At 60.9% G+C, this 16,651-nt stretch carries 14 protein-coding genes; 8 read left to right on the top strand and 6 right to left on the bottom strand.

The window, feature by feature from the left end:
* The first annotated feature begins 130 nt into the window (after positions 1-130).
* From metH to B5E41_RS05700, 3 genes are all read left to right on the top strand, one after another.
* Positions 131-3,904 (top strand): methionine synthase, encoded by a 3,774-nt coding sequence (metH, locus tag B5E41_RS05710; protein WP_088391771.1) that lies wholly within the window; start codon positions 131-133, stop codon positions 3,902-3,904.
* A 178-nt stretch (positions 3,905-4,082) separates the two neighbouring features.
* Positions 4,083-4,316 carry a type II toxin-antitoxin system Phd/YefM family antitoxin gene (locus B5E41_RS05705; protein WP_064803900.1) on the top strand — a complete coding sequence of 78 codons (234 nt, stop codon included), beginning with the start codon at positions 4,083-4,085 and terminating at the stop codon, positions 4,314-4,316.
* Complete coding sequence (locus B5E41_RS05700; RefSeq protein WP_088391769.1) at positions 4,313-4,714, top strand: type II toxin-antitoxin system VapC family toxin; 402 nt, start codon at positions 4,313-4,315, stop codon at positions 4,712-4,714. Before B5E41_RS05705 ends, B5E41_RS05700 begins: the two co-directional genes overlap by 4 nt.
* Before the next feature lie 3 nt (positions 4,715-4,717).
* Here the strand turns inward: B5E41_RS05700 and B5E41_RS05695 are convergent, their stop codons facing one another.
* Both B5E41_RS05695 and B5E41_RS05690 read right to left on the bottom strand, forming a co-directional pair.
* On the bottom strand, positions 4,718-5,482 hold the full coding sequence (locus B5E41_RS05695) for a GntR family transcriptional regulator (protein ID WP_064803896.1): 765 nt from the start codon (positions 5,480-5,482) through the stop codon (positions 4,718-4,720).
* On the bottom strand, positions 5,479-6,363 hold the full coding sequence (locus tag B5E41_RS05690; RefSeq protein ID WP_088391767.1) for a glucosamine kinase nucleotide-binding domain-containing protein: 885 nt from the start codon (positions 6,361-6,363) through the stop codon (positions 5,479-5,481). Before B5E41_RS05690 ends, B5E41_RS05695 begins: the two co-directional genes overlap by 4 nt.
* 526 nt (positions 6,364-6,889) lie before the next feature.
* On the opposite strand from B5E41_RS05690, the gene B5E41_RS05685 reads away from it, so the two are divergent.
* The 5 genes from B5E41_RS05685 (at position 6,890) to B5E41_RS05665 (ending at position 12,231) form a co-directional block, all read left to right on the top strand.
* Positions 6,890-8,149, top strand: a complete 1,260-nt coding sequence (locus B5E41_RS05685; protein WP_088391765.1) for an ABC transporter substrate-binding protein — start codon at positions 6,890-6,892, stop codon at positions 8,147-8,149.
* Positions 8,150-8,364: 215 nt separating this feature from the next.
* Positions 8,365-9,312, top strand: coding sequence for a carbohydrate ABC transporter permease (locus B5E41_RS05680; RefSeq protein ID WP_088391763.1), 948 nt, complete (start codon positions 8,365-8,367; stop codon positions 9,310-9,312).
* Positions 9,313-9,321: 9 nt separating this feature from the next.
* Positions 9,322-10,161 (top strand): carbohydrate ABC transporter permease, encoded by an 840-nt coding sequence (locus tag B5E41_RS05675; RefSeq protein ID WP_088391761.1) that lies wholly within the window; start codon positions 9,322-9,324, stop codon positions 10,159-10,161.
* Complete coding sequence (locus B5E41_RS05670) at positions 10,158-11,219, top strand: Gfo/Idh/MocA family protein (RefSeq protein ID WP_088391759.1); 1,062 nt, start codon at positions 10,158-10,160, stop codon at positions 11,217-11,219. Before B5E41_RS05675 ends, B5E41_RS05670 begins: the two co-directional genes overlap by 4 nt.
* 10 nt (positions 11,220-11,229) lie before the next feature.
* Positions 11,230-12,231 (top strand): ABC transporter ATP-binding protein, encoded by a 1,002-nt coding sequence (locus tag B5E41_RS05665; protein WP_088391757.1) that lies wholly within the window; start codon positions 11,230-11,232, stop codon positions 12,229-12,231.
* Positions 12,232-12,613: 382 nt separating this feature from the next.
* Here the strand turns inward: B5E41_RS05665 and B5E41_RS05660 are convergent, their stop codons facing one another.
* The 4 genes from B5E41_RS05660 to B5E41_RS05645 form a co-directional block, all read right to left on the bottom strand.
* Entirely contained in the window at positions 12,614-13,675 is a 1,062-nt protein-coding gene (locus B5E41_RS05660; RefSeq protein ID WP_088391755.1) for an ABC transporter ATP-binding protein, read from the bottom strand.
* Between the two features lie 12 nt (positions 13,676-13,687).
* Positions 13,688-14,476: an ABC transporter permease gene (locus B5E41_RS05655; protein WP_088391753.1), complete on the bottom strand. Its 789-nt coding sequence runs from the start codon at positions 14,474-14,476 to the stop codon at positions 13,688-13,690.
* On the bottom strand, positions 14,473-15,366 hold the full coding sequence (locus B5E41_RS05650) for an ABC transporter permease (RefSeq protein WP_088392011.1): 894 nt from the start codon (positions 15,364-15,366) through the stop codon (positions 14,473-14,475). The genes B5E41_RS05655 and B5E41_RS05650 overlap by 4 nt, the downstream gene beginning before the upstream one ends.
* Positions 15,367-15,437: 71 nt before the next feature.
* Positions 15,438-16,541, bottom strand: coding sequence for an ABC transporter substrate-binding protein (locus B5E41_RS05645; RefSeq protein WP_088391751.1), 1,104 nt, complete (start codon positions 16,539-16,541; stop codon positions 15,438-15,440).
* Between the last annotated feature and the right edge of the window lie 110 nt (positions 16,542-16,651).

The raw sequence follows: 16,651 nt of genomic DNA, 5'->3' as shown, positions 1-16,651 counted from the left end.
CTATATAGAGGCCGTTCAAGCCTGTCATCTGGTGAGGCTTGCAAAGCACGAAATCGACAGGCATATATTGACATAAAGATATCTTTATGTGATTTGGACTGTCTGGTCTTACGACGTCAAGGAGCCTCCCGTGTTTGACAACCTCTTTGGTCCGGAAACGGGCAAGCGTGACGGCAATGAAGTTTTCGCAGCGCTGCGCAAAGCCGCGAGCGAACGCATCCTTGTTCTCGACGGCGCCATGGGCACGCAGATCCAGGGCCTCGGCTATGACGAAGACCAGTTTCGCGGCACCCGCTTCATTGGCTGCGCCTGCCACCAGAAAGGCAATAACGACCTTCTGATCCTGACCCAGCCGAATGCGATCGAAGAGATCCATTACAAATACGCCAAGGCGGGCGCCGATATCCTCGAGACCAACACCTTCTCCTCGACCCGCATCGCCCAGGCCGATTACCAGATGGAAGGCGCCGTCTACGACCTCAACAAGGAAGGTGCCGAGATCGTGCGCCGGGCAGCAATCCGCGCCGAGCGCGAGGACGGCCGCCGCCGCTTCGTCGCCGGCGCCATCGGCCCGACCAACCGCACCGCCTCGATCTCGCCCGACGTCAACAATCCCGGCTTTCGCGCCGTCACCTTCGACGATCTCAGGGAAGCCTATGGCGAGCAGATCGACGGGCTGATCGATGGCGGCGCCGACATCATCCTGATCGAGACGATCTTCGACACGCTGAACGCCAAGGCGGCGATCTTCGCTTGCGAGGAGCGTTTCGATGCCAAGGGCGTGCGCCTGCCGGTGATGATCTCCGGCACGATCACCGACCTTTCCGGCCGTACACTCTCCGGCCAGACGCCATCTGCCTTCTGGAATTCGGTGCGTCACGCCAATCCCTTCACCATCGGCCTCAACTGCGCGCTCGGGGCGAACGCGATGCGCCCGCACCTGCAGGAGCTTTCGGGCGTTGCCGACACATTCATTTGCGCCTATCCGAATGCCGGCCTGCCGAACGAGTTCGGTCAGTATGACGAGACGCCGGAGTTGATGGCGGCGCAGATCGACAGCTTCGCCCGCGAAGGCCTGGTAAACATCGTCGGCGGCTGCTGCGGCTCGACGCCGGAACACATCAGGGCGATCGCCGAGACCGTTGCCAAGTACAAGCCGCGTGGGATTCCCGAGCATCGCCCCTTCATGTCGTTGTCGGGCCTCGAGCCCTTCGAGCTCACCAAGGACATTCCCTTCGTCAATGTCGGCGAGCGCACGAATGTCACCGGCTCGGCGAAGTTCCGCAAGCTGATCACCAATGCCGATTACACGGCAGCACTCGACGTCGCCCGCGACCAGGTCGAGAACGGCGCGCAGGTGATCGACATCAACATGGACGAGGGCCTGATCGATTCCGAAAAGGCGATGGTCGAGTTCCTCAACCTGATCGCCGCCGAGCCCGACATCGCCCGCGTGCCCGTGATGATCGACTCGTCGAAATTCTCGATTATCGAGTCCGGCCTGAAGCGGGTGCAGGGCAAGCCGATCGTCAACTCGATCTCGCTGAAGGAAGGCGAGGAGAATTTCGTCGCCCAGGCGCGACTCCTGCGCAATTACGGCGCTGCCGTCGTCGTCATGGCCTTCGACGAGACCGGACAGGCCGACAGCTATGAGCGCAAGGTGGAAATCTGCGAGCGTGCCTACACGCTGCTGACCGAAAAGATCGGGTTCCCGCCCGAGGACATCATCTTCGACCCCAACATTTTCGCGGTCGCGACCGGCATCGAAGAACACAATAATTACGGTGTCGACTTCATCGAGGCGACGCGAACGATCCGGGAGCGCATGCCGCTCGTGCATATCTCCGGCGGTGTCTCCAACCTGTCCTTCTCGTTCCGCGGCAACGAGCCGGTGCGCGAGGCGATGCATGCGGTGTTCCTCTACCACGCCATCCAGGCGGGTATGGACATGGGCATCGTCAATGCCGGCCAACTGGCCGTCTACGACAACATTGATCCCGAACTGCGCGAAGCCTGCGAGGACGTGGTGCTGAACCGCCGTCCCGACAGCACCGAACGGCTGCTCGAAGTGGCCGAACGTTTCCGTGGCGCCGGGGCAAAGGAGGGTCGTGTCCAGGACCTCTCCTGGCGCGAGTGGAGCGTCGAGAAGCGTCTCGAGCACGCGCTGGTCAACGGCATCACCGAATATATCGAGGCCGATACGGAAGAGGCGCGCCGGCAGGCCGCCCGGCCGCTGCACGTCATCGAAGGGCCGCTGATGGCCGGCATGAACGTCGTCGGCGACCTGTTCGGCTCGGGCAAGATGTTCCTGCCGCAGGTGGTCAAGTCGGCGCGCGTCATGAAGCAGGCCGTTGCCGTGCTGCTTCCCTACATGGAGGAGGAAAAGCGCCTCACCGGCGGTGATGACCGTCAGTCGGCCGGCAAAATCCTGATGGCGACCGTCAAGGGCGACGTGCACGATATCGGCAAGAATATCGTCGGCGTCGTGCTCGCCTGCAACAATTACGAGATCGTCGACCTCGGCGTCATGGTGCCGGCGACGAAGATCCTCGAAACCGCGATCGCCGAAAAGGTCGACGTCATCGGCCTTTCCGGTCTGATCACGCCGTCGCTCGACGAGATGGTGCATGTTGCGTCCGAGATGGAACGGCAGGGCTTCGAGATCCCGCTCCTGATCGGTGGTGCCACGACCAGCCGTGTGCATACGGCCGTGAAGATCCATCCCGGCTACAACAAGGGCCAGGTGGTCTACGTCACCGATGCGAGCCGCGCCGTCGGCGTTGTCTCGGCGCTGCTTTCACCGGAGACGCGCCAGGGCTATGTCGACGATATAAGAGCCGAATACGCCAAGGTGGCGGCCGCGCATGCTCGCAGTGAAGCGGAGAAGGTGCGTTTGCCACTGTCGCGGGCTCGCGAGAACGCGCATAAGATCGACTGGTCGGCCTACAAGCCGACCAAGCCTGAGTTCTTCGGCATACGGGTGTTCGAGGATTACGATCTGGCCGAACTCGCGAGATACATCGACTGGACGCCGTTCTTCCAGACCTGGGAATTGCGCGGTCGTTTCCCCGCCATTCTCGAAGACGAGAAGCAGGGCGAGGCGGCGCGTGCGCTCTGGGCCGATGCGCAGGCCATGCTGAAGAAGATCATCGATGAGAAGTGGTTCCGCCCGCGCGCCGTCATCGGCTTCTGGCCGGCAGGCGCCGTTGGCGACGACATACGCCTGTTCACCGACGAAAGCCGCAGCCAGGAGCTTGCCACCTTCTACACGCTTCGCCAGCAGCTTTCGAAGCGAGACGGGCGGGCGAATGTGGCGCTTTCGGACTTCGTCGCGCCAGTCACAAGCGGCGTGCAGGACTATGTCGGCGGCTTTGTGGTAACGGCCGGTATCGAGGAAATCGCCATCGCCGAACGCTTCGAGCGGTCGAACGACGACTATTCCTCGATCCTCGTCAAGGCGCTGGCCGACCGCTTTGCGGAAGCCTTTGCTGAGCGCATGCATGAGCAGGTGCGGCGCGAATATTGGGGTTATGCAAGGGATGAGCACCTCAGCAACGAGGATCTCATCGGCGAAGCCTATGCCGGCATCCGTCCGGCGCCCGGTTATCCCGCCCAGCCCGACCACACGGAAAAGGCAACGCTCTTCAAGCTGCTCGATGCAGAAAAAGCCGCCGGCGTGAAGCTGACGGAGAGCTATGCGATGTGGCCCGGCTCATCTGTATCCGGCATCTATATCGGCCATCCCGATTCCTATTATTTCGGCGTCGCCAAGGTGGAGCGGGACCAGGTGGAGGACTATGCCAAGCGCAAGGGCATGGAGGTTTCCGAGGTCGAACGCTGGCTCGGGCCGGTGCTGAACTACGTGCCGCGCAAGGCGGACGAGGAGATTGAGGACGCGGCATAGAGACGCCTTCGCCGTTCTTAACGTGATGAATCAAGAAACAATGAAGCCGGAAAGTGACCCTTTCCGGCTTAATGCTTTTGCTAATCTTGATAATTTCCTGTGGTCGGGCTTCGTGAATTCGATAGCGGATTTGAACGCGGAATGGTATCCTTAGCCAAGTTAGCTAATGAGGGCTGCGATGCAAGTGACCATTCATGCCGCAAAGACCAATCTGTCGAAATTGATCGATGCCGCCCTTTCCGGTGAGGAGGTGGTGATCGCCAAGGGGCGCAAGCCTGTCGTGAAGATCATTCCGATTGTGCAGTCTTCCTTCAAGATCGGTTTGCTCAAAGGGCAGGTTGCTGGAGATGGGCCGGACTTTTTTGAGCCCATTGACGAAAGTGAAGTCGCGGCCTGGGAAGGGATCGAGTGAATTCGCTTCTGCTCGACACCCATGCCTGGGCATGGTCTTTGACCGGCGACAAGCGGCTCTCGGCCAAGGCGATCGCTCTGATTGAAAAGGCTGAGACCATTCTTGTCAGTCCAATATCCCTGTTTGAAATCGCGCAGAAAGTGCGTGTCGGCAAATGGCCGGAGATGCAGCCTTTCGTCGGCCGGCTGCCGGACTTACTGCAGGAGCAGGGCGCCATTGCAGCAGCATTGACCCCGGATGTCTGTCTGGCGGCAGCCATGATGGACTGGGCGCACGGTGATCCGTTCGACAGGTTTCTCGCTGCGACTGCCATGGAGAATGGGATACCGATCATTTCCGCCGACACGATTTTCGATGAACTCGCCGGAAATCAGTTTTGGATTGCCCGCTTCTGGTAGGCCTTATGTCACCCCGATCGTCAGCTCGGCCACGAAGTCATAAGCGTCGCCGCGATAGAGCGAGCGGGTGAATTCGACGGCGCGGCCGGAGCCGAGATAGGAGATGCGTTCGATCGACAGGCCGGCCGCACCCACGGAGACGCCGAGAAGCTGGGCATCGGCTTCTTTCATATTGGTAGCCGAAATGCGCTGGACGGCGCGGACCGGACGGACGTTGAGGCGTTCGAGTTCGGCGTAGAGCGAATTGGTCACGGCGGAGGGATCGGGGAGGAATTCGCCGGAGACGCTGGCGTTCTCGATCGCCAGCGGCTGGTCGTCGGCGATGCGCAGGCGCGAGAGGCGCGAAACCTTTAAGCCCGCGGCGAGGCCAAGGATCATCATCTCGTCGGGTGAGGGGGTGTGGATGCCCTTGTGCAGCCATTCCGAGCGGGAGGACATGCCGCGGCGTGCCATGTCTTCGGTGAAAGAGGTGAGCTGCGACAGGCGCTGCTCCACCTTGGAGACCGGCTTGGCGACAAAGGTGCCCGAGCCGTGGCGGCGCACCAGCAGGCCGTCGGCGACGAGCTCGTCGATCGCTTTGCGCACGGTGACCCGGCTGACGGCGGCAAGTTCGGCGATGTCGCGCTCCGGCGGCAGCGCGTCGCCGTGACCAAGCGTGCCGGCGCGCACGGCCTCTTCGAGCGTGCGGCGCAGCTTGACATAGAGCGGGCCGGTGCCGGCGGCCTGCAGGCGTTCCAGGGAGAGGATTGTTGCGAGATCGTCGGTCATGCCGCACCTCTCTCTCGCTCGTTCAGGAGCTTGACCGCAAGTTCCACCGCGCCGTGAAGGGCATCGTTTTTCGGTTTGGCAAGCAGCTGTTTGTAGCGTTGGGGAAGCCAGGGCTCATAGGCTTCCGCAAGACCGCCAAGCAGGCAGATTGACGGGCATTCGGGCCAGAGCAGCGCTTCAAGGCTTTCGCCGATCGCCGTTGCCGCGTCGGTGACGATGCCGACCGCGACCGCATCGCCGCTCGTTGCATGTTCGAAGACGACAGGTGCATAACGGGCAAAATCCGTCGGTCTTGCCGAATGCGCAAATTCGACGATGCGCTCGGGATCAGCGCCATATTCCGCCAGGATCGCCTCAGTCATCGGCGATGCCGGGCGTACGCCGTCATGGGCGAGCAGCGATCGTTCCATCAGGTCGCGGCCCAGGCGAGCGCCGCTTGCTTGGTCGCCAACGACGAAGCCCCAGCCGCCGATGCCGTTCAGCCGACCATCTTTCCGGGCGTTATAGACCGAGCCGGTGCCGAAGGCGCCGACGATGCCGTCGGCATCGCCGAGCGCGCCCTGCAGGGCGATCAGCGCGTCGGTAACAACACGGCCTTCGGCAAAGGGCAGGGCCTTTTCGATTCGCTGGCCATAATCCGTTACATTAGCGCCGGCGACGCCGACGACCGCTGCGACGGAGGAAATGGTTTCCGCGGCGAGCTCGGCATCGCGCAAAGCCAGCCGGGCGGATTCGACAATATTGAGGAGAGAGTTTTCCAGATCGGACAGAATATTAGCCGGGCCTGATTTGCCGCGGCCAATGATAGTGCCGTTTCTGTCCGCGACCGCGGCCCGGCAGCTCGTCCCGCCGCCATCTATGCCGATTGCAAGCTCTGTCATCGAACCTCCGAATACGCCGTCTCACCTGTTTTTCATACAATACCAAAAAAATACCATTTACCAAGTGGGAACGGTGGAGAAATTGCGCCTTTTTATCTTATTGATTTTACTTGATAAAAATTTTTAATGAAACGTTGGAGGCCAAAAAGTTAAAATTCGTCTGGACAATTGGTATTTTTTTGGACTTAATTCGGGAAAAGGGAACAGCGTTTCGAAGCCCCACGAAAACCGGCAGCAAAACCAAGCCGGAACCGCTTCGAGGATGACTGCCAGAATGCCGGCGGCCCTGTCGGGCCGGAGATGGAATTCAGGCATCCATCGGCTTTCCCATTATTTTCGGCGCGTCCGGTGCGGGTCACCGAAAAGCGCGCAGTCCGACCGCAGGCGATGCGCTTTCGGTCCATCGAGCTTTCGGGGCCGGCTTCGCTGGCGGCCCTCCAAGGGGCATTGGGTGTTTCCTCAGACACGCCAATTGCTTGTTTCAGATCGAAAACGGCGCCTTCGGCGCTAAAAACAGGAGAGGGAAATGAAAAACACTGCTCTGAAAAGCCTGCTGCTTGCCTCCAGCCTGCTGACTTCGGCAGGTCTCGTCCATGCCGCCGACGTCACGCTGACGGTCGAAAGCTGGCGTAACGACGACCTGCAGATCTGGCAGGAGAAGATCATTCCGGCATTCGAAGCGAAAAATCCTGGCATCAAGGTCGTCTTCTCGCCGACCGCGCCGACCGAATACAACGCTTCGCTGAACGCCAAGCTCGATGCCGGTTCAGCAGGTGATATCATCACCTGCCGTCCGTTCGATGCCTCGCTCGAACTCTTCAACAAGAAGCAGCTCGTCGACATCACCAGCCTGCCGGGCATGGAGAATTTCTCTCCGGTCGCCAAGGCCGCCTGGACCACCGACGACGGCAAGTCGACCTTCTGCGTGCCGATGGCTTCGGTCATCCACGGCTTCATCTACAACAAGGATGCTTTCGACAAGCTCGGCATCTCGGTGCCGAAGACGGAAGACGAGTTCTTTGCAGCGCTCGACAAGATCAAGGCCGACGGCACCTACATTCCGCTCGCCATGGGCACGAAGGACCTCTGGGAAGCCGCTACCATGGGCTACCAGAACATCGGCCCGAACTACTGGAAGGGGGAAGAGGGCCGCGAAGCGCTGATCGCCGGCAAGCAGAAGCTGACCGATCCCGAATGGGTCAAGCCCTTTGAAGAGCTTGCCAAGTGGAAGCCCTATCTCGGTGACGGTTTCGAAGCCCAGACCTATTCGGACAGCCAGAACCTCTTCACGCTCGGCCGCGCCGCCATCTACCCGGCCGGATCCTGGGAAATCGCGCTCTTCAACACGCAGGCGCAGTTTAAGATGGGCGCCTTCCCGCCGCCGGTTCCGAAGGCCGGCGATCAGGGTTATATCTCCGACCATCCGGATATCGGCGTCGCGCTGAACGCGAAGAGCACGCATGCCGAGGAAGCCAAGAAGTTCCTGAGCTGGGTGGCTTCGCCCGAGTTCGCCGATATCTATGCCAACGCGTTGCCGGGCTTCTTCAGCCTGAACTCCAACCCGGTGAAGATGTCCGATCCGCTTGCTCAGGAGTTCGTCTCCTGGCGCGGCCCGTACAAGTCGACCGTGCGCTCGACCTACCAGATCCTGTCGCGCGGTACGCCGAACCTCGAAAACGAGACCTGGGTCGAATCGGCCAACGTGATCAACGGCACGGATACGCCGCAGGTCGCCGCCGAGAAGCTGCAGAAGGGCCTCGACAGCTGGTACAAGCCGGCCAAGTAATGTGGTGAGGGGCGCGTTCGCAGCCCCTCATCCGGCCTGCCGGCCACCTTCTCCCCGCTTGCGGGGAGAAGGAGACTCGCAGCGACCTCCCAGCCCGATAGAGCATCTCAGCAGGGCGTTCCCTCTCTCCCCGGGCGGCAGAGAGTTGGGGTGAGGCGCAACGTTTTCCACCTGCGCTGCGCCTTGCGGCCAGTCGACAAGAACAGGCAAAAGCCATGAGCGAAACCGACAACGCGGCCGATATCGTCCCGATCAAGCGACCGGTGCGCTGGCACATCTTTGTCTTCATGCTGCCGGCCGTGATCGTCTATTCCGCCGTCATGGTGCTGCCGCTGATCGAAACGCTGAGGCTCTCGCTCTACAACACGGTTGACGGTCAGCCGGCCTTCGTCGGCCTGGCGAATTTCAAGGTGCTGTTCGGCGATCCGCGCTGGGCGCATGATTTCTGGAACGCCCTCATCAACAACGTCATCTTCTTCGCCATCCACATGTGCGTGCAGAACCCGATCGGCATTGCGCTCGCCGCCCTGCTTTCGGTGCCGAAGCTGCGCGGTGTGGCTTTCTACCGCACGGCGATGTTCCTACCGACGCTGCTTTCCTTTGTCATCGTCGGCTTCATCTGGAAGCTGATCCTCTCGCCGATCTGGGGCGTGGCACCCTGGATGCTCGATCTCATCGGGCTGAAATTCCTGTTCGCGCCCTGGCTCGGCAAGCCCGGCTCGGCGCTGATCGCCGTGTCGCTGATCTCCAACTGGCAATATATCGGCATTCCGATGATGCTGATCTATGCCGCGCTGCTCAGCATTCCCGAAGAGGTGATCGAAGCGGCCGAATGCGACGGCGTTACCGGTTGGGCGCAGTTCTGGAAGATCAAGCTGCCGCTCATCCTGCCGGCGATCGGTATCATCTCGATCCTGACTTTCGTCGGCAATTTCAATGCCTTCGACCTGATCTACACGGTGCAGGGGGCGCTTGCAGGGCCCGATATGTCGACCGATATTCTCGGCACGCTGCTCTACCGCACCTTCTTCGGTTTCCAGCTTCAACTCGGCGACCGCTCGATGGGCGCGACGATCGCGACCGTGATGTTCCTTATCATCCTCGCCGGCGTCTCGCTTTATCTGTTCGTCATCCAGCGGCGCATGCGTCGTTACCAGTTCTGAGGAGCACGCATGTCTAAGGCACGCACATCTCCCATCCGCACCGGCCTCGTGCATTTGGCGCTCTCCGCCTACACACTGGTCGCGCTGTTTCCGGTGTTCCTGACCATCGTCAACTCGTTCAAGGATCGCGCCTCGATCTTCCGCGAACCGCTGATGATCCCGACACCATCCACCTTTAGCCTCGTCGGCTACCAGACGGTGCTGGGGCAGGGCGATTTCGCCACCTATTTCCAGAACAGCTTCATCGTCACGATCGTCTCGATCCTGCTGGTGCTGTTGTTCGGCGCCATGGCCGCCTTCGCGCTGTCGGAATACCGTTTCCGCGGCAACGTACTGCTCGGGCTCTATATGGCGATCGGCATCATGATCCCGATCCGCCTCGGGACGGTGGCGATCCTGCAGGGCATGGTGGCGGCCGGCCTCGTCAATACACTGACGGCGCTGATCCTCGTCTATACCGCGCAAGGCATCCCGCTGGCGATCTTCATCCTGTCGGAATTCATGCGCACGGTTTCGGATGACTTGAAGAATGCGGGGCGCATCGACGGACTCTCCGAATATGCGATCTTCTTCCGCCTAGTGCTGCCGCTGGTGCGCCCGGCCATGGCGACGGTCGCCGTCTTCACGATGATCCCGATCTGGAACGACCTCTGGTTCCCGCTGATCCTGGCACCGGCGGAAAGCACCAAGACGGTGACGCTCGGCTCGCAGATCTTCATCGGCCAGTTCGTCACCAACTGGAACGCGGTGCTGGCGGCGCTCTCGCTCGCCATCCTGCCGATCCTGATCCTCTACGTCATCTTCTCGCGGCAATTGATCCGCGGCATTACCTCGGGAGCCGTCAAGTGAGCCGGGAGAAACCGATCCGCGTCCTCGTTGCCGGCCTCGGCAATATGGGCCGCAGCCATGCGCTTGCCTACCATAACAATCCCGGTTTCGAGATCGTCGGTCTCGTCAACCGCTCGACGCCGGCGCTGGAGCCCGAACTGCGGGGCTATACCGCTCACCCCGACTTTGCGACGGCGCTTGCCGACCTGAAGCCGGACCTCTGCTCGATCAACACCTATTCCGATAGCCATGCCGATTATGCCGTCGCCGCCTTCGAGGCCGGCTGCCATGTCTTCGTGGAAAAGCCGCTGGCGACCACCGTCGCCGACGCGGAGCGTGTCGTGGCGGCGGCTGAGAAGGCCGGGCGCAAGCTGGTGATCGGTTATATCCTGCGGCATCATCCGTCCTGGGTGAAGCTGATCGAGGAGGCACGCAAACTCGGTCCGCCTTACGTCTTCCGCATGAACCTCAATCAGCAGTCCAGCGGCCCGACCTGGGCAACGCACAAATCGCTGATGCGCACGACCTCGCCGATCGTCGATTGCGGCGTGCATTATGTCGACGTCATGTGCCAGATCACCGATGCGAGAGCCGTCGAGGTGCGCGGCATGGGGCTGCGTCTCTCCGATGAAATCGCCGCCGACATGTATAATTACGGCCACCTGCAAGTGCTTTTCGAGGATGGTTCGGTCGGCTGGTATGAGGCCGGCTGGGGACCGATGATCTCGGAGACAGCCTTCTTCGTGAAGGATGTGATGTCGCCGAAGGGGGCGGTGTCGATCGTCATGGATCCGAATGCCAAGTCCGACGATATCGATACGCACACCAAGACCTCGGTGATCCGTCTGCATACGGCCGAAACCGGCCCAGACGGCAAGTTCATCCGGCCCGACCAGGATATGAGGATGACGGGCGAGCCCGGTCATCAGGCGCTTTGCGACCTGGAACAGGCTTTCATGCTGAGGGCGATCCGCGAGGATCTGAACCTCGATCGCCACATGGCGGATGCGGTGGCGTCGCTTCGCATCTGCCTTGCCGCCGACGAGAGCGTGCGCACCGGCCAGCCGGTCAGATTGTAAGGAAAAATCAGTGGGATCGCTTCAACTCAAATCCATCCGCAAGACCTATGGTACGCATGAGGTGCTGAAGGGCATCGATCTCGAGGTCAAGGACGGCGAATTTGTCATCTTCGTCGGGCCGTCCGGCTGCGGAAAATCGACGCTCTTGCGCAGCATCGCCGGCCTCGAGGACGTCACCTCGGGCGCCGTCGTCATCAATGGCCGCGACGAGACGCTGACGCCGCCGGCCAAGCGCGGCATCGCCATGGTGTTCCAGTCCTATGCGCTCTATCCGCACCTGACGGTCAAGGACAATATGGGGCTCGGGCTCAAGCAGGCAGGCACGCCCAAGAACGAGATCGACAGCCGTGTCGGCAAAGCATCCGGCATGCTGTCGCTCGCACCTTATCTCGCACGCCGACCGGCCGAACTATCAGGCGGCCAGCGCCAGCGCGTCGCGATCGGCCGCGCCATCGTTCGCGAACCGGAACTCTTCCTGTTCGACGAGCCGCTGTCGAACCTCGATGCGGCGCTGCGCGTCCAGACCCGGCTCGAAATCGCCCGGCTGCACCGCGGCCTGAAGGCGACGATGATCTACGTTACGCACGACCAAGTCGAGGCGATGACGCTTGCCGATAAGATCGTCGTGCTGAATGCCGGCGCGATCGAGCAGATCGGCTCGCCGATGGAGCTTTACAACCGCCCGGCCAACGTCTTCGTCGCCGGCTTTATCGGCTCGCCGCAGATGAATTTCATCGCGGGCGAGAAGGTCGGCGACCACAGCGCCAAGACGATCGGCGTGCGTCCCGAACATATGACGCTGTCGCGCGAGCAGGGGACGTGGGCGGCGAAAGTTGTGCATGTCGAGCATCTCGGCGCCGACACGATCATCTATCTGGAATCCGAGCAGTGCGGCCTGCTGACGGCGCGTCTCTTCGGCGAGCACCAGTATGAGCCCGATGAGATCGTTTACGCGACGCCAGACCAGGCGCGCGTGCATCGCTTCGATGCGGACGACAGGGCGATCCGCTGAGGGAAAGGAAGCATCAATCGCGCAGCTATGGGCTGGTATTGTTTGGTGTTGCCTGTGGATGTCATTCCTGACACGCACGTCTATTCACGATGGCTCCTTTCGCCCACCCCATCCTACGTCATGCTCGGCCTTGAGCCGAGCATCCATGTAGGCATCCATCAGCGGAGGGGATGGATCCTCGGCTCAAGGCCGAGGATGACGGAGTTTGGGGGCGCGTTTCTGCCAAACTCGCCCCTGGCGCATAGACGCACACCGTGCCGGGTGCTTCACCAGACAAAGCGCGTCGCCTGAAACGTGACTCAACGACGCGCTTCATTCTTCCGTCATTCAAAAAAAGGCGCCTTGTTCGCGGCGCCTTTTGCGTGAGTGCTATTCCGCAATATCAATCACTGATGACGAGCAAGTCGGCGGCCATGAAGCGCAGCGTCACGGTTTCGCCGGCCTGCGGCGGGGTAACACCGGGGCTGTTGAACATGTCGAAGGAAATGATGTTACCGCCGACATTCATGCGGGTGCGGATGACCGAACCGAGGAAGTGAGCCGAGACGACCTGGCCGGTCAGCGCCGTATCGCTTCTGGCGGTGTCGGAGAGCGAGCCTGCTTCCGGGCGCAGCGCCAGCGAGATGGTCTCGCCGGCCTTGTGGGCTGCGACCGACTGCTTCAGCGTGATCTTCTGATCGCCGATCTGGATGAGGTTGGTGTCGGGATCGACGACTTTGGCCTCGATCAGGTTCAGCGTGCCGACAAAGGAGGCGACGAAGCGCGTGGCCGGCTTGTTGTAGATCTCGAATGGCGAGCCGATCTGGTCGGCCTTGCCGGCATTCATCACCACGATGCGATCGGAGATCGACAAGGCTTCTTCCTGATCGTGGGTGACGAAAACGGTGGTGATGCCGAGCTGCTGCTGGATCTGGCGGATTTCCTCGCGCAGCGACACGCGGATCTTGGCGTCGAGGGCCGACAGCGGCTCGTCGAGCAGCAGCACCTGCGGTTTCACCGCGAGCGCGCGGGCAAGTGCTACGCGCTGCTGCTGGCCGCCGGACAGCTGGTAGGGGTAGCGATCGGCCAGGTGATCGAGCTTGATCAGGCCGAGCATTTCCTTAACGCGGGCGTCGATCTCGGGCTTCGGCGCGCCAGCGACCTTGAGGCCGAAGGCGACGTTATCGTGCACGGACATGTTGGGGAAGAGAGCGTAGGCCTGGAAGACCATGCCAATGTTGCGCTGGTTCGGCTTGAGCGCGCTCTGGTCCTTGCCGTTGATGGTCAGCGTGCCACCGGTCGGCGTCTCGAAGCCGGCGATCATGCGCAGAACGGTCGTCTTGCCGCAGCCCGACGGTCCGAGGAAGGAGACGAACTCGCCCTTCTCGATGTTCATGTTGAAGTTCTTGACGACCTGCACCGGGCCGAAGGATTTCTGAATGTTGTTCAGTGTGAGAAAGGACATGAGCCAGTTACCTTAAGCCTTTGCCGGGCGGGCTTTGCCGAAGCGGGAAACAAGATTGAGCAGGCCCATGCTGAGCCAGGTGATCGAGAAGGCGATGACGGCGAGCGCCGAAGGCTCATAGGCCTTGTTGGCGCCGACAAGCTGCAGGTAGGGGCCGAAGGCCGGACGGTTGAGTAGGGCAGCGAAGGTGAATTCGCCCATAACGATCGCCAGCGTGATGAAGGCGCCCGAGAGCACGCCGCTCATGACATTAGGGAAAATGCATCTGAACATGATCGTCGTCCAGCGAGCGCCGAGACTTTCGGCCGCTTCCGTGAGGGTGCGGACGTCGATGGCGCGCATGGCGGTATCGACGGCGCGGTACATGTAGGGCAGGGACAGCGTGATATAGGAGAACACCAGCAGGACGTTGGTGCCGGTCGTCGAACCCGTCAACGGCAGATAGGACGACGAATTGTACATTCTGAGGTAACCGAAGACGATGACGATCGCCGGAATGACGAGCGGCAGCAGCGTGATGAATTCGACGACCTGACGCATCTGCGGCAGGCGCAGCCGCACCCAATAGGCCGTCGGCACGACGAGCAGCATGCCGAAGACGATGGTCAGGAGCGCCATCAACATGGAATAGCCAAAGGTCTCGCGGAATTGAACATCTGAGAATACCGACTCATAGGCATCGAGGCTGTATTCGCCGCGGCGCATACGCAACGAAAACTCGATGGTGCCGATCAGTGGAATGACGAAATAGGATGCGCCCAGAATAATGGCGATCCAGGCGCCGAGGCGTTGAGCTTTCATTTCTGCCACCGTTCGGCGCGCATGCGCAGCATGAGGTAAAGGACGTTGGAGACGCCTGTTATGACGATCATACCGAGTGCGATAGCGTAACCGAGATTGGCATTGTGCAGAACGTCGCCGCGGATCTGCGCATAGAGCAGGATCGGCACGATGTTCAGCGAGCTGCCGGTCAGCGCGAAGGCGGTGGCGATGGCGCCGAAGGCGTTAGCAAAGAGCAGCAGCGTCGTGCCGAGCAGGCTCGGCCAGAGGATCGGCAGTGCGACCATCGTCCAGTACTGGCGGTTGGTGGCGCCGAGAATCTCAGAGGCTTCGCGCCATTCCTTCTTCATGCCGTCAAGAGCCGGCGTCAGGATCAGCACCATCAGCGGGATCTGGAAATACATATAGGTGATGGTGAGGCCGAAGAAGGACAGCAGGTTGAAGCCGGTGCTGTAAAGGTTGAAATTGAACCATTCGCGCAGGAAAACCGTCACAAGGCCGGTGCGGCCAAGCGTTGCGAGGAATGCGAAGGCGAGCGGCACGCCGGCAAAATTCGATGCGACGCCGGAGAAGGTCAGAAGCGTCGAGCGGACGGAGGCGGGCAGGCCACCGAGAACGACGGCCCACGCGAGGAAGAAGCCGATCAACGCGCCGCCGAGAGCCGACGCTACGGAGACGCGAATACTGATCCAGTAAGCGCTGATGATCGAGGGGGTAAAGAGATCGCCGATATTCTTCAGCGTGAAGTTACCCTCGGGCGTCAGAAACGCGCCCGCCACCAGATAGAGCGTGGGGATGATCAGGAACAGCAGCGAGAAGATAATGAAAGGTGCAATGCCCAGCCAGTCGATCACGCGGTCTCTGTTGATCAAGGGGGCGCTGCTCACCATAGGCGTAGAAACCGTGCTCATGAAAAGCTCATCCTGGGGCATCGGGGTGAGAAAGACCTCCCCGCCCTGAGGCGGGGAGGCAGGATCGAATATTACTTGACGCTGGCGCCGACGACGGAATCCCAGTTCTTGGTGATGGTTTCCTTGCCGGCGGCCTGCTCTTCGAGCGTCGGGAAGACGGCCTTTTCATAGGCTGCTGCCGGGGGCAGCTTGTCGAGCAGTTCCTTCGGGATCTTGTTGTTCTTGGCAAGATCGTTGAAGCGGATCGGGTGGCAATAGCCCTTCAGCCAGCCAAGCTGACCTTCGTCGGAATAGAGATATTCCATCCAGAGTTTGGCAGCGTTCGGGTGCGGAGCGAAGGCAGAAATCGCCTGGACGTAAACGCCGGCGACGACGCCCGTCTTCGGAACGACGACTTCGAACGGAGGATTGCCCTTCAGGCTTTCACCCCAGGACATTGCGTTGTAGTCCCAGGCGACGATGATCGGCGTTGAGCCCTGAGCGAACGGAGCCGCCTTGCCGACGACAGGCACGAAATTGCCGGCCTTGTTGAGTTCGGCGAAGAACTTCAGGCCTTCTTCGCCTGCCTTGGCTGCATCACCGCCGGACGCGGAAAGGCCAGCGGCGTAAACGCCCTGGACGGCCTGGTTGGCAGTGCGCGGATCGCCGGCGAGTGCAACGCTGTTTGCAAAGTCGCTCTTCTTCAGGTCGGACCAGTCGGCCGGCGACGTCTTGACGAGATCCTTGTTCACGAGGAACGAGAGAACGCCGTAATAGTCGCCATACCAGTAGCCTTCGGCATCCTTTGCGGAATCCGGAATCGAATCCCAGGTCGAGACCTTGTAAGGCTGAATCAGACCGTCCTTCTTGGCGGACGGGCCGAAGGAGAGGCCGACGTCGATGACATCGGGAGCCTGCGGGCCGGTGTTGCCCTTGTTGGCCTTGATGGCTTCGACTTCGTCGCCCGAACCGGCGTCCGGGTTCAACTCGTTGACTTCGAGACCATACTTGGCCTTGAAGCCGGCAATGACGTCGCCATAGCCGCACCAGTCGTGCGGGAGAGCGATCGTGGTCAGCGTGCCTTCCTTCTTGGCGGCGGCGATGAGTTCAGCGCTCGGTTCTGCGGCAGCAATCGCGGTCGAAGCCACGATCATCGCAGTAGAAAGCGACAGCAGTCGAGAAATGTTAGAGATCACTGTTGTTCTCCTTCGGGTTTTCAGTGTCTGGCGATGCTGTTAATGAGCTTACATGAAGCTTGTGTGACGGCTGCATGACGGTGGTTTTGCATGAATAGCAGGCGCTTGTG

This window comes from Rhizobium esperanzae (genome assembly GCF_002204185.1).
GTDB lineage: Bacteria > Pseudomonadota > Alphaproteobacteria > Rhizobiales > Rhizobiaceae > Rhizobium > Rhizobium esperanzae.
Note: the sequence above shows the minus strand (reverse complement) of the source record. Positions and strands in the feature narration are given on the sequence as shown.